Below are 19,051 nucleotides of genomic sequence, written 5' to 3' on the forward strand. Positions count from 1 at the left end.
GCGCGTCATGTGGCGCGCATGTTGAGGGGCGTGCTGATCCAGCTCCTCGCGCTCATGATCTTCGTCTGCATGGATACCTCGCTGAAGCTCATGACCGCGAGCTATCCGGTCCTTCAGCTCACTTGGGCACGTTTCGTCTTCTCCAGCCTGATGGTCGTGACCTTCATGTGGCTGACCATGGGCCGGCTGCCCTGGCGGTCCCGTGCGCCAGGGCTCCAGGCCCTGCGATCGTTGCTTCTCTGCGGCTGCAACATCGCCTTCACGATCGCGCTGGCTCATATTCCGCTCGCCGATGCGACGGCGGTGGGCTTCGCCTCTCCGCTGATCACCTTGGCCCTGGCCGCGCTCATCCTGCGGGAGGAGGTCTCGCCTCGCCGCTGGCTGGGCGTGGCGATCGGCTTCGTCGGTGTGATGGTCGCGCTTCGGCCGCCTTTTCTGACGGGCGCGCCGCTGCACTGGGCCTATCTGCTGCCCCTGGTGATGGCGGCGATGAACGGCCTCTATCAGATCCTTACCCGGCGCCTGGCGTCGCTGGACGACAGCCGCGTGACCATCTTCCACACCAATATCGCCGGCGGCCTCGCCGCGACTTTCGTGCAGCCCTTCGTCTTCGTGTCGCCCACCGCGCTGGACTGGCTGGCCTTGATGGGCCTCGGCGTATTAGGGGCGCTGGGGCATGGCCTGTTGGTGCTGGCCTATGCGCGCGCCCCTGCCAGCCTGCTGGCCCCGCTTTCCTATACCCAGCTCATCTGGGCGAGTTGCGCCGGAGTCCTGGTCTTCCAGGATTGGCCCGACGGGATCAGCCTGATCGGCGCGGCGATCATCGCGGCCGGAGGGCTTCTCGCCGCGTTACCGCAACGCAGGTGAGACGGAATGGCAACCGCCATGCCTCAATCGCGCTTGCAAGCGCCGGGGGGCGGGAGTAACCCGGACCCCCGCGCTGAAAGGGACTAGTCACATTTCCAGCATCGGACTTTCCGAGGGGGACCGAGCCCATCCCCGCGCCGCGCTCGATGCGGCTTCGGTCCGCGACGCGTACCGGCGCTGGGCGGGTGTGTACGACGTTGTTTTCGGGGGCGTTTCCGCTTTCGGCCGCCGGGCCGCGGTCGCTGCCGTCAACCGCATCTCGCAGAATGCCGGCAGCCGCATTCTGGAAGTCGGCGTCGGCACTGGCCTCGCCCTGCCGCATTACCGGCGGGATCTGGAGGTCGTGGGCATCGATCTCTCGCGCGAGATGCTGTGCAAGGCGCAGGAACGCGTCCGCCAGGAAGGGCTGAGCGCTGTCCAGGGCCTGCTGGAGATGGATGCCGAGAACACGGCCTTCGCGGATGCCAGCTTCGATATCGCTGTCGCTATGTTCACTGCCTCGGTGGTGCCCGATGCGAAGAAGCTCTTTGCCGAGATGTCGCGTGTCGTGCGCCCCGGCGGGCATCTGCTCTTCGTGAACCATTTCGCGGCCGACTCGGGCTTCCGCTGGTGGCTCGAGCGCACCACCGCGCCCCTGGCGCGCATTCTGGGCTGGCATCCCGACTTCATGCTGGCGGATCTGCTGGACCGCAATCAGGTCAAGATCGAGCGCATGGAGGCTTGCCCGCCCCTGTCGCTTTTCACGCTGGTCGAGGTCCGCAACGGCGGCTGAACCGCCCGGCGGCCTGTTAGTGCGGCCGATTCAAGATGTTATGGCGGCGGCCGAGACAGCTCGACGGTGCGACTGCTGAACAGCTGTTCAATTCTTCATCCTTGCAGTGGAATCAAGCCTTTGTGACGACAAGGCTTGTATTGGACCGCGGCAGGGAGGAAGCTCCGCCGATGGCGATCGGCATACGCATCGAAGAGGACGAGGTCGTCGAGCTCGCGGAAATGTTCCGCCTGATGAGCGATCCTACGCGCCTGAAGATCATCCTGGCCTGCCTGGACCAACCCGTCTCCGTCGGCGCCACGGCGGAAGGGCTGAACATCTCGCCAAGCCTCGTCTCCCATCACTTGCGCCTGCTGCGCGCGGCACGCCTGCTGCAGGCGGACCGGCGGGGACGGCAGGTCTTCTATATGGTGGGCGATCCGCATATCCGCTCCATGCTCACGGACATGGTCGACCACGTCGCCGAGGGCGGCGAGGGCGAGCTGATCGAAGCGGGCTGAATTCCCGGAAATTCGCCTTTCACCTTGCCGAGCGAGACTTGTCGGCCACAGGGGCTGCGCCTATGGTCCGGCCGCGCGAACCCTCTCTCCCCTCTGGAGAAAGGACGCGATATGCTGAGACATGGCGGCGATGGGGCTGCCGGGTGGGACCCTCGGGACTCACCATGGAGTGAAGGCAGGGTGCGACGCGTGATCGGGCGTATCGGACGGATTTTCGGGCTGGCGGTGCTGGCCATGGCCGGGCTGGCGAAGCTGGGCGGGGCGATGGCCCAGGAAGCGATGGTGGGCGCGCCGCATGCCTGGGGCATGGGCCTTCAGGCCGCGGCCGGCCCCATCAAGGAGCGTATCCACGACTTCAACACGCTGGTCTTCTGGATCATCGTGGTGATCACGATCTTCGTGGCGCTGCTGCTGACCTGGTGCCTGGTCAAGTACAACCACAAGGCCAACCCGGTTCCTTCGCAGAACAGCCACAACACGCCGCTGGAAATCGCCTGGACGGTGATCCCGGTGCTGATCCTGCTGGTGATCGCGATCCCCTCCTTCCGGCTGATCTACTACCAGGACCGCGCGCGCGACGCCGATATCACGATCAACGTGACCGGCCGCCAGTGGTACTGGAACTACGCCTTCCCGGATAACGGCAACTTCAACTTCGACAGCCGTCCGGTCGCCGATTCGGAGCTTCGCCCCGGCCAGCTCCGCAACCTCGACGTGGACGAGCCGCTGGTGATCCCCGTCGGCCGCACCGTGCGCGTGATGACGCATGGCGCTGACGTGATCCACAGCTTCTTCGTGCCCAGCCTGGGCATTCAGCGCTACTCCATCCCGGGCCGCACGCTCGAGACCTGGATGAAGGCCGACCATGTCGGCACCTTCTACGGCCAGTGCAACCAGATCTGCGGGACCAACCACTGGTTCATGCCTATCGTGGTCCGCGCCGTGCCGCAGGCCGAGTTCGACGCCTGGGTGGCAAGCGCCCGCCAGCGCTTCGCGGCCAATGGCGCCGAGGCGCCGGTCCAGGCCGCCGCCGTGCAGGACGAGACCATTCGGCTCGCCGCGGCGCGTCAGTGACGCGCCCGGAAGCCCCAACAAACATGATGACCCCTCCGGCCGTTGTCCGGACGAGCTGCGACTGATCAGGAAAGGCGACCCGGATATGGCAAATGCCGCCGAAGCGCATGGGCATGACGACCACCACACGCCCGGTTTCGTGGCCCGCTGGTTCTTCTCGACGAACCACAAGGACATCGGGACTCTCTACATCATCTTCTCGCTCTTCGCGGCGATCATCGGCATTGGCCTCTCCTTCCTGATGCGGCTTGAGCTGCAGCAGCCCGGCATGCAGATCTTCTCCGACGGGCAGATGTGGAACGCCTATGTTTCGGCCCACGGCCTGATCATGGTGTTCTTCGTGATCATGCCCGCGCTCATCGGCGGCTTCGGCAACTGGTTCGTGCCGATCATGATCGGCGCGCCGGACATGGCCTTCCCGCGCCTGAACAACATCTCCTTCTGGCTGCTGGTCCCTGCCTTCCTGCTGCTCGGCGGCTCCATGTTCGTGGGGCAGGGCGCGGGCGCGGGCTGGACGATTTATCCGCCGCTGTCGGACGACACCTACCAGACGGGCATGTCGATGGACATGGCGCTCTTCGCGCTGCACCTCGCCGGTGCGTCGTCGATCCTGGGCGCGGCCAACTTCATCACGACCATCTTCAACATGCGCGCCCCGGGCATGACGCTGCACAAGATGCCGCTCTTCGTCTGGTCGATGCTCGTGACGGCCTTCCTGCTGCTGCTGGCGGTGCCTGTCCTCGGCGGCGCGATCACCATGCTGATCACGGACCGTAACTTCGGCACGGCCTTCTTCGACCCGGCCGGCGGCGGTGACCCGGTGCTGTTCCAGCACCTGTTCTGGTTCTTCGGCCACCCCGAAGTGTACATCATGATCCTGCCGGCCTTCGGCATCATCAGCCACGTGATCTCGACCTTCTCGAAGAAGCCGGTCTTCGGCTACCTCGGTATGGCCTATGCCATGGTTGCCATCGGCGTGGTCGGCTTCGTCGTGTGGGCGCACCACATGTACCAGTCGGGCATCGACGTCGACACGCGCGCCTACTTCATGGCCGCGACGATGGTCATCGCCGTGCCGACGGGCGTGAAGATCTTCTCCTGGATCGCGACCATGTGGGGCGGCTCGATCAAGCTCGAGGTGCCCATGCTCTGGGCCGTCGGCTTCATCTTCCTCTTCACGGTGGGTGGCGTGACGGGTGTCGTGCTGGCCAATGCCGGCATCACGCAGATCCTGCACAACACCTACTACGTGGTGGCGCACTTCCACTACGTGCTGAGCCTGGGCGCGGTGTTCGGCATCTACGCCGGCATCTACTACTGGCTCGGCAAGATGAGCGGGTATCAGTACTCCGAGCGCCTCGGCCAGATCCATTTCTGGATGACCTTCGTGGGCGTGAACCTGACCTTCTTCCCCATGCACTTCCTGGGCAACCAGGGCATGCCCCGCCGCTACCCGGATTACCCGGACGCCTTCTGGGGCTGGAACATCGTCGCCTCTCTCGGCGCCTATGTCTCGGTCGCCGCCTTCCTGTTCTTCTTCTACGTCATGTACGACACCTTCCGCCGGAAGGTGCCGGCCGCGGCCAACCCCTGGGGCGAGGGCGCGACGACGCTGGAGTGGCAGGTCAGCAGCCCGCCGCCCTTCCACACCTTCGACGAGTTGCCGCGGATCCGTTGACCCGCGGCTGGCGCCCCCCTATCTCGGGCGCCAGAAGGAACCGATATGAGTGACGCGACGGTATCCGGTATGGGGGGAGCGCAAGCTCCCCTCGATGCTTCCATGACCCCCCCGCTCGACACCTCCGAAGTGCGGGACTGGATCACGCTGCTCAAGCCGCGCGTCCTGACCCTTGTCGTCTTCACCGGCGTGATCGGCCTGCTGGTGGCGCCTGGGCACATCCACCCGGTGCTGGCGCTGACGGCCATCCTCTGCATCACCATCGCAGCCGGGGCCGCCGGCGCCATCAACATGTGGTACGACCGCGACATCGACGCGGTGATGCGCCGCACGGAAAAGCGCCCCATCCCCGCCGGCCGCATCGCCGCCGAGTCGGCGCTGGCCTATGGCGTGCTGCTGGCCGTGGGCTCCGTGGCGCTGATGGGCCTCGCGACCAACTGGCTGGCGGCCGGGGTGCTCGCGGGCTCGATCGGCTTCTACGTCTTCATCTACACCATGTGGCTGAAGCGCCGCACGCCGCAGAACATCGTCATCGGCGGCGCCGCCGGCGCCTTCCCGCCGCTCATCGGCTGGGTGGCGGTGACGGGCAGCATCGATGCGCTGCCGCTGGTCCTTTTCGCCATGATCTTCATGTGGACGCCGCCGCACTTCTGGGCGCTCTCGCTCTGGGCGCACCAGGACTACAAGCGCGCGGGCGTGCCCATGCTGCCGGTGATCGCGGGCGCGCGGGAGACGCGGCGCCAGGTCGTGATCTACACGATTCTGCTGGTACCGCTGACGCTCGCCCCCTGGTGGATGGGCTTCAACACCGCGGCCTATGGTGTGCTGGCGACCGCGCTCGGCGCCAATTTCCTGCGCCATGCCTGGCTGGTCTGGCGCGATGAGCAGGACGCCACCGGCGTCTCGCTGACCGGCGACCTGCCGGCCAAGCGCTGCTTCAAGTATAGCATCTACTACCTCTTCCTCCTTTTCGGGGCGCTGGCGCTCGACAGGCTGGTACTGGCATGACCCCCGAGGAACGCGTCGAGTTCGAGCGCCGCCGGCGCGGGCGCAACTGGGCCATCCTGGCCGCGCTCGCCGCCCTTTCGGTGCTGTTCTACTTCATCTCCGTCGCCCGGCTGCTGCGCGGATGATCCAGCGGCCGGACCCTGCCGTCGTCGCGCGGCGCAACCGCCGCATGGGCTGGGGCGCGGCCGGGCTGGTCGCGACGATGGTCGGCGTCTCCTTCGCCGCCGTCCCGCTCTACGACCTCTTCTGCAAGGCGACCGGCTTCGGCGGCACGCCCATGATCGGCCAGGCCGCGCCGGGCGCGACGGCCGCCGCGGGCAGCATCACCGTCCGTTTCAACGCCCATACCCAGCCGGGCCTCCCCTGGTCCTTCGAGCCGCAGCAGACCTCCATGCCGCTGCGCCTGGGCGAGGAAGGCATGGCCTTCTACGTGGCCCGCAACCTGGCGACGACCCCGGTGGGCGGCGTCTCGACCTACAATGTCACGCCCGAGGTCGCCTCGCGCTACTTCCACAAGACCGCCTGCTTCTGCTTCGAGGAGCAGGTGCTGGCGCCCGGCCAAACCGTGGACATGCCGCTGGCCTTCTGGGTGGATCCGAAGATCGCCGAGGACCCCGCGACGCGCGACATCCGCACCGTCACCATCAGCTACACCTTCTTCCGCAGCCTGAACGACGCCGAGCGGACGGGCGCCCTGGCCAATGCGGGGCCGCATGTGGGGAACCAGCGCCTCCAGCGCTGATCGCCGCCTTACTATCTTACCATCTTACTATCTTACCGCTGCCTCGCGGCGCCTGGGCGCGCGACTCCCCTTGGCAGCGCGGATCATAGGAAAATTTCCCGAGAAAATCGAGAGTCGCTTGTCCCCCTGTGGCCGTTCGGCACGCTTCGTGAGCGACGTGCCGGGGCGGCTCTTATCCACGGTCCCGCACCTTGATTCGCGGGGCGTTTCCGTGGATTGTGCCGGCAACTTCATGGGTGCCGCGGCGCCCCGATTGACACTGCGCAGGATAGAGCATGGCCAGCACTGTCGAGGGGCACGCCCCCTACAAGCACCCCTACCATCTGGTGGACCCTTCGCCCTGGCCGCTGCTGTCCGCCTTCTCGGCCGGCATCATGCTCTTCGGCATCGTGCTGTTCGCGCATGACAACATCCACTGGGTGTTCGGCCTCGGCCTGCTCGGCGTGCTCGGCTGCATGTTCGGCTGGTGGCGGGATGTGCTGAAGGAGAGCCAGAATCCCTTCTACCACACCTCGGTGGTCCGCCTCGGCCTGCGCTACGGCATGCTGCTGTTCATCGCCTCCGAAGTGATGTTCTTCGTGGCGTTCTTCTGGGCCTTCTTCCACTTCGCCCTCTACCCGGAGCACGTGTCCGGCGCCACGCATGCCATCTGGCCGCCGGAGGGGATCAAGACCTTCGATCCCTTCAGCCTGCCCTTCCTCAACACCATGATCCTGCTGCTCTCCGGCTGCACGGTGACCTGGGCGCACCACTCGCTGCTCGAAGGCAACCGCAAGGGCCTGGTGCAGGGCCTGGCGCTGACCGTCCTGCTCGGCCTGTCCTTCACCGGCCTGCAGGCCTGGGAGTATGCCGAGGCCCCCTTCGCCTTCCATGGCGGCGGCGTCTATCCCTCGACCTTCTTCCTCGCCACGGGCTTCCACGGCTTCCACGTGATTGTCGGGACGATCTTCCTGGCGGTCTGCCTCTTCCGCGCCATGGCCGGCGGCTTCACGGCCGAGCGCCACTTCGGCCTCGAGGCGGCGGCCTGGTACTGGCACTTCGTGGACGTGGTGTGGCTCTTCCTCTTCGTCTCCATCTACTGGTGGGGCGCGGGCGAAATCGCCGCGCACTAAATGAAGGCGGCTCTGCCGCCTCGATCTAGGGCCGTTTTTCGCCCTGAGACGCCGGGCGGCGGCACCCGCCGCCTGGGCTTCGCCGCGCCGCTGGCTCGCCCGGCGGCGTTGCCTTATGGGCGGCGCCGGCCGCCTTGCGGCCGGATCCTTGAAGGGTCCGGCCTTTCTGTTTCATGGGACCCCATATGAGCCGGCCCATCCCCAAGCCCATCCCCTGGCAGCGCCTCGTCCTGCCGAGCTTCATTGCCCTTCCTGTCCTGGCCGTGCTGCTCGGCCTCGGCACCTGGCAGCTCCAGCGCCTGCAGTGGAAGAACGGCCTGATCGCCGAGCTGGAGGCCGCCGCCGCCGCGCCGCCCGTCGAGGCCAGCGACTCGCCCCCCGCCTTCACCCGCATCACCGCCACCGGCCGCCTGCGCCCGGCGCCGGAGGCGCATCTGGGCCTGGAGGTGCGCGGCACCACGCTGGGCGCCGACCTGGTCTCGGTGCTCGATCGCCGGGGTGGCCGGCCGCTGCTGGTCATCCGCGGCTGGGCGCCGCTCGAAGGCGGCAATGTCCAGCGGCCGGAGGGCGAGGTCACGCTCAGCGGCTATGCCCGCTACTCCGACCGGCGTGCCTTCATGGCCGCGACGGATGATCCCGCCGCGCGGCGCTTCTACACCTTCGACTTACGCGCCATCGCCGCCAGCCTGGGCGTGCCGGATGCGATGCCCTACGCGCTCGCGGTCGTCGTGCCGGCCGGCCGGCCGGCGGCGTCCGGCGGCCTCGGCGCCTCGGCCCCCGCCATGCCCGCCGTATTGCCCGATCCGGCCGGGGCTTTCCCCATGCCCAACAACCCCCACCTCGGCTACGCCATCACCTGGTTCGGCCTGGCCGCCGCCTGGGTCGTGATCTTTGCCCTCTGGTCCATCCGACGCGTGAGAGAGACATGAGCAACGCCGCCTATGACCGCCTGACGCACCGCCTCTCGCGACTCGGCGCGCTGGGCGAGGCCGCCGCCGTCCTGCATTGGGATGCGAGCACCATGATGCCGCGTGGCGGCGGCGAGGCGCGCGGCGAGCAGCTGGCGACCCTCGCGGGCCTTTCGCACGAGCTGTTCACCGCGCCCGCCATGGCCGAGGACATCGCCGCCGCCACGGCGGACGAGCCCTGGGCCCAGGCCAATCTCGAGCTCATCCGCCGGTCGCATCTGCGCGCGACCGCCCTGCCGACGGCGCTGGTGGAAGCCACGGCCCGCGCCAATTCCGCCTGCGAGAAAATCTGGCGCGAGGCCAAGGCGAAGTCCGACTTCGCGCGGGTCCGCCCCTATCTCGCCGAGGTGCTGCGCCTGCAGCGCGAGACGGCGCAGGCGCTTTCCGCCGCCACCGGCCTCTCGCCCTATGATTCGCTGATGGAGGGCTACCAGCGCGGCGTCACCGCCGCCGAGGTCGAGCCCGTCTTCAACGCCTACGAGGCTTTTCTCCGCGATGCCCTGCCGCGCGCGGAGGAAATCCAGGCCCGGCGCGGCGCGCCCATCCCGCTCAGCGGGCCTTTCCCGGTGGAGAAGCAGCGAGAGCTCTGCCGCGCGCTCTCGCTCAGGATCGGGCTGGAGGCGGATCACTCGCGTCTCGACGAGAGCATCCATCCCTTCTGCGGCGGCACGCCCAGCGACGTCCGCATCACCACCTTCTACAGCGAGGCGGACCCGGCCAAGGCGCTGCTCGGCGTGCTGCACGAGACGGGGCATGCGCTCTACGAGCGCGGCCTGCCGCTGGCCCAGGCGCGCCAGCCGGTGGGCGAGGCCGCGGGCATGGCGGCGCACGAGTCGCAAAGCCTGATCGTGGAGATGCAGGCCTGCCGTTCCGACGCCTTCCTGAGCTTCCTCGGCCCCGAGCTGCATCGGATCTATGGCGGCGACCCGGCGCCCTATGCGGCGGCGAACCTCGCGAAGCTCTGGCGCCATGTGGAGCGCGGCTTCATCCGCGTGGATGCGGACGAGCTGACCTATCCCGCCCACGTCATCCTCCGCTTCCGGCTGGAGCGCGCGATGATCGAGGGCCGCCTCGAAGTCGCGGACCTGCCCGGCGCCTGGGCCGAGGGGCTGAACGCACTGCTCGGCATCGTTCCGCCGGACGACGCGCGCGGCTGCCTGCAGGACATCCACTGGCATGACGGCGGCTTCGGCTATTTCCCGAGCTACACGCTGGGCGCCATGGCGGCCGCGCAGCTCATGAAGGCGGCGCGCGCGGCGGAGCCGGGGCTGGATGCGGCGCTGGCCAAGGGCGACATGTCGCCGCTGCTGGGCTGGCTGCGGAAACACGTGCACGGCCAGGGCTCGCGGCTGGGCTTCCAGGACCTGCTGCGCGCGGCGACGGGCAAGCCGCTGGACCCGATGGATTTCCAGGAGCATCTGGCCTCCCGATATCTTTGATTCGCGCCCTCGAACGCCGGGCGGCCGCATCTGCGGCCTTGGCTTCGCGCCGTGCGCTGGTGTGCTGATGGGCCTGTCGGATTGGGCGCGGTCGCGCATTCGCGCTCCCGGCCCGAGGCATTGCCTCGGCCCGTTCTAGTAGGCCCGCCCCGCCGCCATCTCCGCCGTCGCTCCGCCGCGCGTCTCCTCGGCCGCCGCGCGCAGGTCGGCGACATACTCTGCCGCCACCTCCGCATGCAGCGGGTTGAGGTGCAGGTGGATGCCATCCGGATCCAACTGCCGGCTCACCAGCCATCCGCGCTCGCCCAGCGCCGCCGCGACGCGCGCGATGGGCAGCGCGGGGTCGGTGCTGCGATAGACCAGGATGGCGTGCTCGCCCGGCAGCGCCTCCAGCCCCGGCACGCTCGCGATGCCCTCCGCGATGGTCCCGCGCGCCGACTGAATCCGCCGCGCGCAGTCGAGGTAGCCTGCCTCGCCCAGGTAGTTCATCACCGCCCAGGCCGCCGCCACCGCGCCGCCCGGCCGCGTGCCCTGTGCGGTGTGCGCCACGTAGGTGCCGCGTGCCCAGGCGCTGCTCTCGAAGCGGTGATGCGCCTTCAGCGCCGCGTCGCGCACCAGCAGCAGCGAGGCGCCCTTTGCCGCCATGCCGTGCTTGTGGATGTCGGCGCTGATCGAGCTCACGCCCGGTACGGCGAAATCCCATTCCGGCAGCGCCGCGCCCAGCTTCGACAGGAAGGGCGAGAGGAAGCCGCCCACGCAGGCATCCACATGCAGCCAGACGTCGCGCTCCCGCGCGAGCCGCCCGAGCTCCGCGATGCGGTCGATCGTGCCGAAGGGGTAGTTGGGCGCGGAACCCACCAGCGCCACCGTCTGCTCGTCCATCGCCGCCGCCATGGCCGCAACGTCGGAGCGGCGGTCGGCGGCGGCGGGTACGCGCCGCACCTCCATGCCGAGATACCAGGCGGCGCGATCGAAGGTGAGGTGCGCGCTGTCCGGCATCACGATGTTGGGACGCAGCCGCTTGCCGCGCTCGCGCGCCGCGAGCATCGCGAGGAAGATGCTTTCGCTGCCGCCCGAGGTGAAGGTGCCGGCCGCGCCCTCCGGCGCGCGCATCAGCGAGAGCGCCATCTCCACCACCTCGCCCTCCAGCCGCGCGAGCGAGGGGAAGGCGCGCTGGCCGAGATTGTTCTCCGTCCAGAAGGCCTCGTAGGCCTGCTGCTGCACGCGCTCCAGCGCCTCGTCGAGGTAGTAGAAGAACACCGCCATGCGGCCGCGCCGCCAGGAATGGTCGCGCGCCTTCGCCTCGGCCAGCGCCTGTTGCAGCACGGGCCATTCCTGGCCCTGGCGCGGAAGTGCCCGCATCCCATTCCTCCCGAATCTCGTTTGCGCCATCACAACATGCGGCCCATCCTGGGGCGAGGGAGAAAGCGAATGCAGCTCGGCATGGTTGGACTGGGTCGGATGGGCGCGAACATCCTGCGCCGGGTGATGAAGGCGGGGCATGTCGGCGTCGCCTATGACCGCGACGAGGCGGCCGTGGCCAGCCTGGTCGCGGAAGGCGCGCAGGGCGCGGCCTCGCTCGCGGATCTCGTGGCCAGCCTCAGCTCCCCGCGCGCCGTCTGGGTCATGCTGCCGGCCGGCGAGGCCACCGAGGCCACGTTGCGCGAATTGCACGGGCTGCTGCACGAGGGCGACATCATCATCGAGGGCGGCAATTCCTTCTGGAAGGATTCCGCCCGCCGCGCGGAAGAGGCCGCGGCGCATGGGCTGCACTACCTCGACATCGGCACTTCGGGCGGCGTCTGGGGGCTGAAGCGCGGCTACTGCCTCATGATCGGCGGCGAGGCGCAGGTGGTGCACCGGCTCGACCCCATCCTCGCCGCGCTGGTGCCCGGCGAGGGCACGGCGCTGCCCACCGAGGGCCGCGAGGCGCGCGACCCGCGTCCCGCCAGGGGCTACGTGCATTGCGGCCCGAACGGCGCGGGCCACTACGCCAAGATGGTCCATAACGGCATCGAGTACGGGATGATGCAGGCCATGGCCGAGGGGCTCGACCTCATGCGCGCCGCGCCCTTCGAGCTCGACCTCGCGGACGTGACGGAAGCCTGGCGGCGCGGCTCGGTCGTCTCATCCTGGCTGCTGGACCTGACGGCGCAGGCCCTGGCCTATGACCCGGACCTCGCGGAATACAGCGGCCATGTGAGCGACAGCGGCGAGGGCCGCTGGACGGTGGACACGGCGGTCGAGCAGGCGGTGCCGGTGCCCGTGCTGGCCGCCGCGCTCTTCGCCCGCTTCCGCTCCCGCCAGGAGGCGAGCTTCGCGGACAAGGCGCTGAGCGCCATGCGCAAGGGCTTCGGCGGGCATCTGGAGCCGAAGAAGGGATGAGCCTGCGCGTCCTGGTCATGGGCGTCTCCGGCTCGGGCAAATCCACCATCGGCGCCCGCCTCGCGGAGGAGCTGCGCCTGCCCTTCGCCGATGCCGATGCCTTCCATCCGCCCGAGAACGTCGCGAAGATGTCCGCCGGCATTCCGCTGACCGATGCGGATCGCTGGCCCTGGCTCGATGCGCTCGGCGCGTGGCTGGCGGCCGAGGAGCGCGGCGGCGTGATCGCCTGCTCCGCGCTCAAGCGCGCCTATCGCGAGAGGCTGCGCGGCTGGGTGCCTGGGCTGCGCGTGGTCCACCTGGCGGGCGAGCCGGGACTGATCGCCGCGCGCCAGGGCGCCCGCGAGGGCCATTTCATGCCGCCGAGCCTGATGGCCAGCCAGTTCGCCACGCTGGAATCGCCGGATGGCGAGGACGGCACGCTCATCCTCGATATCGCCGCCGAGCCTGGCGCGGTGGTGACCCAGGCCGTGGCGCTGCTGCGTCAGCCCTGACGCTGGATGCCCTGCAGCAGCCGCAGATGCTGCTCCGCCGTCACCGCCGCCATGGTGGAGATGATCTTCTGCTCGCGGGAGCCATTGGCGCGGAAGCGCTGGTGCAGGGCCAGGAGCTGCTGGTGGCTCGCCAGCTGCAGGCGCAGGTAGAGGCGGTCGAACTCCTCGCCGCTCGCGGTCTCGAGCTGCTGCACGAGGCGGGCCTCGTCGCCCTCCACCTTGAGCTGGGGTGGCACGGGCAGGCCGGCGAGCTGCTGCGCCTGCACGATGGACCGCTGCTCCGCCACCTCGAAGCTCGCGAAGGCCTTCACCTGCGGGCTCGCGGCGCGGCTTTCGGCGATCTGGCTCGTGACGAGGGACAGGATTCCCGCCTCCAGCCCCTGGCGCCATGGGTCGGTGGCGGGCCCGCGCGAGGGCGGTGCGCCGGGGGCCTGCGGCACGGTGACGCGGGGCGCGGGCGGCACGGCCTGGGCCATGGCCTCGCCCGCGGCGAGGAGGGTGGTGCCGGCCAGGCCGGCCGCGACGTGGCGGCGCTGCATCTTGCGGTCTCCTGTTCGTCCACCGGGAAGAACGGCGCCCGGCGGCCCCGGGTTGCCCGCGTTGACCGCTCGCGGGGCGCGGCATAACACCGGGGGGAAACGCTTCCCGGAGTTGCCCCGATGTCGCTGTCCGCCGCCACCAAGGCCAAGCTCGAAAAGATCACCACCGCCACGCTGACGACGGTGCTGCTCAAGAAGGGCCTCCGCAACGTCTGGATGCGCGGCGCCGCGCCCTTCTCGCCCTCCGCCCAGGGCGTGCGTCTGGTGGGCGAGGCCTTCACGCTGCGCTTCGTTCCGGCCCGTGAGGACCTCGCGACCCCGGCCAGCTGGGCCAGCCCGATCTCCACCCGCGCGGCCATTGAGGCGATGCCCGAGGGCGTGATCGCGGTGGCCGACGCCATGGGCATCACCGATGCGGGCATCTTCGGCGACATCCTCTGCGCCCGCCTCAAGAAGCGCGGCGTGACGGCGCTGGTGACGGATGGCGCGGTGCGCGACGTGGCCGGCGTGAACGGCACGGGCCTGCCGGTGTGGTGCGCCGGCGGCGCGGCCCCGCCGTCGGTGGCGGGCCTCACCTTCGTGGCCTGGCAGGAGCCGATCGGCTGCGGCGGCGTGGCCGTCTTCCCGGGCGACGTGATCGTGGCGGATGCCGATGGCTGCGTGCTGATCCCGAAGGACCTCGTCGAGGCCGTGACGGAAGAGGCGGTCGAGCAGGAGCGCCTGGAGGCCTGGATCATGGTGCAGGTCGAGAATGGCGTGGCGCTGCCCGGCCTCTACCCGGCCAATGCCGAGAACAAGGCGAAGTACGAGGCCGACAAGGCTGCCGGCCGCGCCTGAGGCGGCGAACCGGGGAGGGGACGCGATGAACAAGATCTGGATCTGCGCCGCGGCGCTCGGGGTGCTCGGTGCCTGCTCCTCGCCGGAGCCTTACGAACCGCGCGTCCGCCCGGCCGGGACGGCGAGCGCCGCCCCGGCGGGGCAGGCCTGCGACGGCAGCTTCCGCGTCGTGAACAACTCCTCGAAGGAGATCCATCAGGTCTTCGTCAGCGACTCCGCGCTCACGACGCGGGGCCGCGACCGGCTCGGCCGGACGGTGCTGCCGGTGGGCCGTTCGGTGAACCTGAACGCGGACGGGCCCGGTGCCAACGACATGGTGGTGGTGCTCGCCGACCGCCGGACCATCGAGCAGCGCCGGTTGCCGATTTGCCGCAACACCACCGTCATCGTCACGGATTCAGCGGTGCGGGTAGAATAGCCCGCTTGCTGGACCTTTCCGTCTCATTACACTGGCTTTTCCTTAAATTAGGGGAATGCCGGTGAAAAAGAGGTTCTTGCTGACGCTGCTGGCCGGCGCCGGCCTTCTCGCGGGCTGCACGCCGCAGCAGCAGCAATATGGCGGTCCCGTCACGGGCGGCCCGGGCTGCGACACGCGCTTCCGTGTCACGAACAACTCCTCGCAGATCGTGCGCGAGCTGTATTTCAGCCATTCGTCGACGAATTCCTGGGGCCGGGACCAGCTCGGCCAGAACGTGCTCTATCCGGGGCGCTACGTGAACTACGTGGCCGCGAACCCGGGCGGCTACGACTTCAAGGTGGTGTGGAACGACGGCCGGCAGGCCGAGATCCGCCGCGTGAACGTCTGCGCCGCGAGCCAGATCGCGGTGACCAATGCAGGCCTCTTCGCACGCTGATAGCCCATCTGGGGATTTCCCCTTCTGGACGGAGGAGAAGCTCCGCATCCAGGACACCGACCTGAACGGCCATGTGAACAACGCCTCCATCGCGGCGTTGTTCGAGGCCGGGCGGGGCGAGATCATCACCCAGGTCGCGGGCCACTGGCGCACGCGGCCGCTCGCCGCCGCGCTGCGGCGCGTCACCATCGACTACCTGGCCGAGGCGCATTACCCGGGCCTCGTGCGCGTCGGTTCCGCCATCGCGCGGGTGGGCAACAGCTCGCTCACCATCCGCCAGGCGCTGTTCCTGGGGGAGCTGCGCTTCGCCGAGGCCGAGAGCGTCATCGTCTTCATGGATCGCGAGACGCGGCGGCCGGCTCCCGTTCTGCCGGAGTGGCGCGAGGCCGCGTTGCGCTTCGCCCCCGCCGAGATCGCCTGAAACCGGCGGCCGCGCGCCGCGTTCCCTCCGGGACATGCGTGATTCCGGCCGGAGGGTAAGATGAGGGCGATCCGACAGCTGCGCGAGGCACCTTTCCTCGCGGCGACCTTCGGAATGCTTCTCGCGCTCATCCTGCCCTGGGCCTTCACCGACAGCGCGCCGGCCGGTGACCGGCAGGTCGCCGGGGAACAGTCGGCGCCGCTCCTGCTCGCCGGCGCGCCCGCCGAGACGGGCGCGCGCTGAGTTTCAGTATTGCGCGAAGATCCGGTTCAGCTCCTCGCGGTCCCGCGTGCGGGTCAGGCCGAGCATCAACAGGATGCGCGCCTTCTGCGGGTTGAGGTTGTCGGCGTTCACGAAGCCCGCCTCCCTCATCCGCGTGGTGTAGAACATGCGGCCGGAGCCCGCGCGGGTGCTGGCCGCGATGGGCGTGCCGCCCGACATCGCCGCGATCATCCGCTCGGCCATCGCGGGCGTCACGAAGCTGGGCGCGAAGCCGGCCGAGACCAGGCCATCGGCCCCGGCGGCCAGGAAGGCGTCCACCGCCGCGCTATCGGCCCCGGCATAGCAGTAGACGATGTCCACGCGCGGCAGGCTGCTCATGCCGCGCACGTCGAACTCCGTCTCGCGGCCGAGCTTGCGCAGCGGGCGGCGGTACCAGGCGATGGCGTCGGCATCGACATGGCCGAGGCAGCCGAAATCCGGGCTGCGGAAGGTCTGCAGCCGGCTCGTGCTGGTCTTGGTCACTTCGCGCGCTGCGTGGATCTCGTCGTTCATCATCACCAGGGCGCCGAGGCCCCTCGCGCGCGGGTCACCCGCCACGCGGCAGGCGTTGGCGAGGTTCATGCCCGCATCCGAGGACAGGCCGGAGGAGGGGCGCTGCGCGCCCACGACCACGACCGGCACCTCCACCTTCACGGTGAGCGAGAGGAAATAGGCCGTCTCCTCCAGCGTCGCCGTGCCGTGGGTGATGACGATGCCCGAGAGGGAGGGGTCCTCCGCCACCAGCCGGTCGCAGAGCGAGACCAGCTCCAGCCACTGTGCCGGGCCGATCGCGGTCGAGGCGATGGCCGAGTACTTCACGGCGACGACGTCGGCGACCTCGCGCACCTGGGGCCAATAGGCCAGGAGCTGCTCGGCATCCATGACCTTGCCGAGGGAGGCGTAGTCGGCGATGTCGAAGGGACCACGGCCGAGCGAGCCGATGGTGCCCCCCGTTCCGATCACGGCGATACGCGGCAGGCTCATCGGGCAGGCTTCCTCTCGACGATGGCGGTGGTCAGGCGCGAGACGCAGAAGAGCTCCCCGTCGTCGCGGCGAAGCTCGATGTTCCAGACATGAATGGTGCGGCCGATCCGCACGGCCTTGCAGTAACCGTAAGCGGTGCCGCCCTTGGGGTTGGGGCGGAGGTGCGTCGCGCTCACCTCCAGCCCCACCGCCTGGAAGCCGGGGTCGCAGGCCATCATGGAGCCAAGGCTGCCGAGCGTCTCGGCCAGCACGACGGAGACGCCGCCATGGATGATGCCGAAGGGCTGGATATGCCGTTCATCCACCGGCATTTCGCCCCGGATGAAGTCGTCGCCGATCTCGGTGATCCGGATGTCCAGCAGGGAATTTACGCTGGCGCCGCGGCGCGCCTGGATCTGCTCGGGCGTTGTGGGTTGACGCCAGATACTCATGCCATCGCCTTTTTCTTGCCTCGGTGTCGATTTAAGGCTGAAGTAAGTTCAGGCAGTGTCAACCGCCGGAACGACCGCGGACACGCGCAATACCTAGGGAAGGAAGCTCCGAGCCTGCCGTGGACCCGATCCACGCGCGGGAGCGCATGTTGTGCGGCAGGGGCTGAAGTTGTTGGGGCGAGAGCGTTCAATGAGTTGGCGCCGGCATGAAATCGGCATAGGTATTCGGGGTATTGGGCTGAACATGTCGAAATGGTCATGTTGTGCGGCCCCATACCGGGTCGGGGCGACAGCTCCGTGAGCAGGAGGGCGAGGCCGTGCATGTAGTGCTCGACATTTCGCGTTTGCTCGGCTTGGCCTGGGCCGGCCAGCCCACCGGTATCGACCGGGTAGAATTCGCCCATTCCCGCCATTGGCGTGGCTTCCCGGCGCGGGACGTCACCTTCGTCGCGCAATCGCCCTGGGGCTGGTACGCGGCGCTGCCGGACAACCTCGCGCGCGGCCTGCTGCAGGAAGCCGACCGGGCCGTGGCCCCCGGCAAGGAGGGTCTGCTGACCCGTTTCCGGGCCATGGCGGCGGCGGCGCTCTCCCTCAATTTCTACGGCGTGGGCAGGCGCGACCTCGCGCGGCGGGTCGCCGGCCGCAACGACAGCGTCTTTCTCATCGTCTCCCACCGCGCCCTGCATCATGAGCGCGCGACGGGCGCGCTGATCGCGCTCGGCGCGCGCTTCGTACCCCTGCTTCACGACGTGATCCCGCTGTCTCATCCGGAATACACGCGGCCGCAGGCGACGAAGCAGCACGTAGCCAAGATCGACATGGTGGCGCGCCGCGCGGCCGGCGCCATGATCACGACGCAGGCGGCGGCGGACAGCCTGGCCAGGTATCTGGAGCGGCGGCAGCAGCCCCGGCCGCGCATGGCCATCACGGGGCTCGGGCTCGACCTGCGGTCCGTGCCGGTCCGCCGCTCGGCCCCCGCGACGCGGCCGTATTTCGTGATGCTCGGCACCATCGAGCCGCGCAAGAACCACCTGCTGGCCTTGCAGATCTGGCGCGAGCTCGCACAGCAGGATCCCGAGGGCGCGCCGCGTCTGCTCATCATCGGCCGGCGCGGCTGGGAGAACGAGCATGTCTTCCGCATGCTCGACCGCGGGCAGTTTCACGGGCTCGTCGAGGAATGCGGCCGGCTTCCGGACTCCGAGGTCGCGCGCCTCGTGCGCGGGGCCACCGCGGTTCTCTGCCCGAGTTTCACCGAGGGCTTCGGCCTGCCGCTGGCCGAGGCGATCGCGCTTGGAACGCCGGTCATCGCCTCGGACATCCCGGCGGCGCGGGAGGTGGGTGGCGAGGTGCCGGAATATCTGCACCCGCTGGACTTCCTCGGATGGCGCCGCGCCATCCTGGAGATGAGCGACCCCCGCCACCCCCGGAGGGAGGCGCAGCTGGCGCGGCTCGCCGGCTGGTCGGCACCGAGCTGGAACCGGCACTTCTCAATCGTCGAGAATTTTCTCAGCGATCTGGTCCGTGGACCTTCCATGCCGAGCCTTCCGGTTGAGAGCGGACGCGTCGTTGCTATCTAAGGTAGCAATAGGAAAATTTCTGGTAATTCATTCCTGGATGGCATTCACATTCCGGGAGATGTTGTCGGTCGCGCCGAGCAAATAAGGTTCCTGGGCATGATGACACCTCGC

The 19,051-nt window shown here is 69.0% G+C and carries 23 protein-coding genes; 19 read left to right on the top strand and 4 right to left on the bottom strand.

Annotated features, from left to right (window positions below):
- Positions 1-30: 30 nt before the first annotated feature.
- From WJM96_RS01860 to WJM96_RS01910, 11 genes are all read left to right on the top strand, one after another.
- Entirely contained in the window at positions 31-867 is an 837-nt protein-coding gene (locus WJM96_RS01860; protein WP_424810719.1) for a DMT family transporter, read from the top strand.
- A gap of 187 nt (positions 868-1,054) precedes the next feature.
- Positions 1,055-1,639 (top strand): class I SAM-dependent methyltransferase, encoded by a 585-nt coding sequence (locus WJM96_RS01865; protein ID WP_424810720.1) that lies wholly within the window; start codon positions 1,055-1,057, stop codon positions 1,637-1,639.
- 170 nt (positions 1,640-1,809) lie between these two features.
- Positions 1,810-2,139: an ArsR/SmtB family transcription factor gene (locus WJM96_RS01870; protein WP_424810721.1), complete on the top strand. Its 330-nt coding sequence runs from the start codon at positions 1,810-1,812 to the stop codon at positions 2,137-2,139.
- Between the two features lie 189 nt (positions 2,140-2,328).
- Positions 2,329-3,213: a cytochrome c oxidase subunit II gene (coxB, locus tag WJM96_RS01875; protein ID WP_424810722.1), complete on the top strand. Its 885-nt coding sequence runs from the start codon at positions 2,329-2,331 to the stop codon at positions 3,211-3,213.
- 85 nt (positions 3,214-3,298) lie between these two features.
- Positions 3,299-4,891, top strand: coding sequence for a cytochrome c oxidase subunit I (gene ctaD, locus WJM96_RS01880; protein WP_424810723.1), 1,593 nt, complete (start codon positions 3,299-3,301; stop codon positions 4,889-4,891).
- A gap of 45 nt (positions 4,892-4,936) precedes the next feature.
- Positions 4,937-5,899, top strand: a complete 963-nt coding sequence (locus WJM96_RS01885; protein ID WP_424810724.1) for a heme o synthase — start codon at positions 4,937-4,939, stop codon at positions 5,897-5,899.
- Positions 5,896-6,024, top strand: coding sequence for a hypothetical protein (locus WJM96_RS01890; protein ID WP_424810725.1), 129 nt, complete (start codon positions 5,896-5,898; stop codon positions 6,022-6,024). The genes WJM96_RS01885 and WJM96_RS01890 overlap by 4 nt, the downstream gene beginning before the upstream one ends.
- Positions 6,021-6,641 carry a cytochrome c oxidase assembly protein gene (locus WJM96_RS01895; protein ID WP_424810726.1) on the top strand — a complete coding sequence of 207 codons (621 nt, stop codon included), beginning with the start codon at positions 6,021-6,023 and terminating at the stop codon, positions 6,639-6,641. Before WJM96_RS01890 ends, WJM96_RS01895 begins: the two co-directional genes overlap by 4 nt.
- Before the next feature lie 275 nt (positions 6,642-6,916).
- The gene (locus WJM96_RS01900) at positions 6,917-7,753 is read left to right on the top strand and encodes a cytochrome c oxidase subunit 3 (RefSeq protein WP_424810727.1); all 837 of its coding nucleotides are present in this window, start codon (positions 6,917-6,919) and stop codon (positions 7,751-7,753) included.
- 185 nt (positions 7,754-7,938) lie between these two features.
- Entirely contained in the window at positions 7,939-8,682 is a 744-nt protein-coding gene (locus WJM96_RS01905) for an SURF1 family protein (RefSeq protein ID WP_424810728.1), read from the top strand.
- Positions 8,679-10,160 carry a carboxypeptidase M32 gene (locus WJM96_RS01910; protein WP_424810729.1) on the top strand — a complete coding sequence of 494 codons (1,482 nt, stop codon included), beginning with the start codon at positions 8,679-8,681 and terminating at the stop codon, positions 10,158-10,160. The genes WJM96_RS01905 and WJM96_RS01910 overlap by 4 nt, the downstream gene beginning before the upstream one ends.
- A 135-nt stretch (positions 10,161-10,295) precedes the next feature.
- On the opposite strand, the gene WJM96_RS01915 is transcribed toward WJM96_RS01910, so the two are convergent.
- A complete protein-coding gene (locus WJM96_RS01915; RefSeq protein WP_424810730.1) occupies positions 10,296-11,522 on the bottom strand; it encodes a pyridoxal phosphate-dependent decarboxylase family protein in 1,227 nt (408 codons plus the stop codon).
- A gap of 69 nt (positions 11,523-11,591) precedes the next feature.
- On the opposite strand from WJM96_RS01915, the gene gnd reads away from it, so the two are divergent.
- Complete coding sequence (gene gnd, locus WJM96_RS01920) at positions 11,592-12,545, top strand: phosphogluconate dehydrogenase (NAD(+)-dependent, decarboxylating) (RefSeq protein ID WP_424810731.1); 954 nt, start codon at positions 11,592-11,594, stop codon at positions 12,543-12,545.
- Positions 12,542-13,036 carry a gluconokinase gene (locus WJM96_RS01925; RefSeq protein ID WP_424810732.1) on the top strand — a complete coding sequence of 165 codons (495 nt, stop codon included), beginning with the start codon at positions 12,542-12,544 and terminating at the stop codon, positions 13,034-13,036. The genes gnd and WJM96_RS01925 overlap by 4 nt, the downstream gene beginning before the upstream one ends.
- Here the strand turns inward: WJM96_RS01925 and WJM96_RS01930 are convergent.
- Positions 13,027-13,575: a DUF4142 domain-containing protein gene (locus WJM96_RS01930; RefSeq protein WP_424810733.1), complete on the bottom strand. Its 549-nt coding sequence runs from the start codon at positions 13,573-13,575 to the stop codon at positions 13,027-13,029. The two genes, WJM96_RS01925 and WJM96_RS01930, sit on opposite strands and share 10 nt — an antisense overlap.
- A gap of 120 nt (positions 13,576-13,695) precedes the next feature.
- On the opposite strand from WJM96_RS01930, the gene WJM96_RS01935 reads away from it, so the two are divergent.
- The 5 genes from WJM96_RS01935 to WJM96_RS01955 all read left to right on the top strand — a co-directional run bounded on the left by WJM96_RS01935 (position 13,696) and on the right by WJM96_RS01955 (position 15,930).
- Complete coding sequence (locus WJM96_RS01935) at positions 13,696-14,412, top strand: ribonuclease activity regulator RraA (protein WP_424810734.1); 717 nt, start codon at positions 13,696-13,698, stop codon at positions 14,410-14,412.
- 25 nt (positions 14,413-14,437) lie between these two features.
- Positions 14,438-14,830: a hypothetical protein gene (locus tag WJM96_RS01940; RefSeq protein ID WP_424810735.1), complete on the top strand. Its 393-nt coding sequence runs from the start codon at positions 14,438-14,440 to the stop codon at positions 14,828-14,830.
- A 61-nt stretch (positions 14,831-14,891) separates the two neighbouring features.
- On the top strand, positions 14,892-15,266 hold the full coding sequence (locus tag WJM96_RS01945) for a hypothetical protein (protein ID WP_424810736.1): 375 nt from the start codon (positions 14,892-14,894) through the stop codon (positions 15,264-15,266).
- Positions 15,244-15,687 (top strand): acyl-CoA thioesterase, encoded by a 444-nt coding sequence (locus tag WJM96_RS01950; RefSeq protein ID WP_424810737.1) that lies wholly within the window; start codon positions 15,244-15,246, stop codon positions 15,685-15,687. Before WJM96_RS01945 ends, WJM96_RS01950 begins: the two co-directional genes overlap by 23 nt.
- Positions 15,688-15,747: 60 nt before the next feature.
- A complete protein-coding gene (locus WJM96_RS01955; RefSeq protein ID WP_424810738.1) occupies positions 15,748-15,930 on the top strand; it encodes a hypothetical protein in 183 nt (60 codons plus the stop codon).
- 3 nt (positions 15,931-15,933) lie between these two features.
- Here WJM96_RS01955 and WJM96_RS01960 read toward each other — a convergent pair whose 3' ends face one another.
- Positions 15,934-16,932 carry an asparaginase gene (locus tag WJM96_RS01960; RefSeq protein ID WP_424810739.1) on the bottom strand — a complete coding sequence of 333 codons (999 nt, stop codon included), beginning with the start codon at positions 16,930-16,932 and terminating at the stop codon, positions 15,934-15,936.
- On the bottom strand, positions 16,929-17,363 hold the full coding sequence (locus WJM96_RS01965) for a PaaI family thioesterase (RefSeq protein ID WP_424810740.1): 435 nt from the start codon (positions 17,361-17,363) through the stop codon (positions 16,929-16,931). The genes WJM96_RS01960 and WJM96_RS01965 overlap by 4 nt, the downstream gene beginning before the upstream one ends.
- A gap of 317 nt (positions 17,364-17,680) precedes the next feature.
- Between WJM96_RS01965 and WJM96_RS01970 the strand changes: the two genes are divergently transcribed.
- Positions 17,681-18,940 carry a glycosyltransferase family 4 protein gene (locus tag WJM96_RS01970; protein WP_424810741.1) on the top strand — a complete coding sequence of 420 codons (1,260 nt, stop codon included), beginning with the start codon at positions 17,681-17,683 and terminating at the stop codon, positions 18,938-18,940.
- Positions 18,941-19,051 lie beyond the last annotated feature (111 nt).

The sequence above is a fragment of the Roseococcus sp. YIM B11640 genome, assembly GCF_049727625.1.
Lineage (GTDB): Bacteria > Pseudomonadota > Alphaproteobacteria > Acetobacterales > Acetobacteraceae > Roseococcus.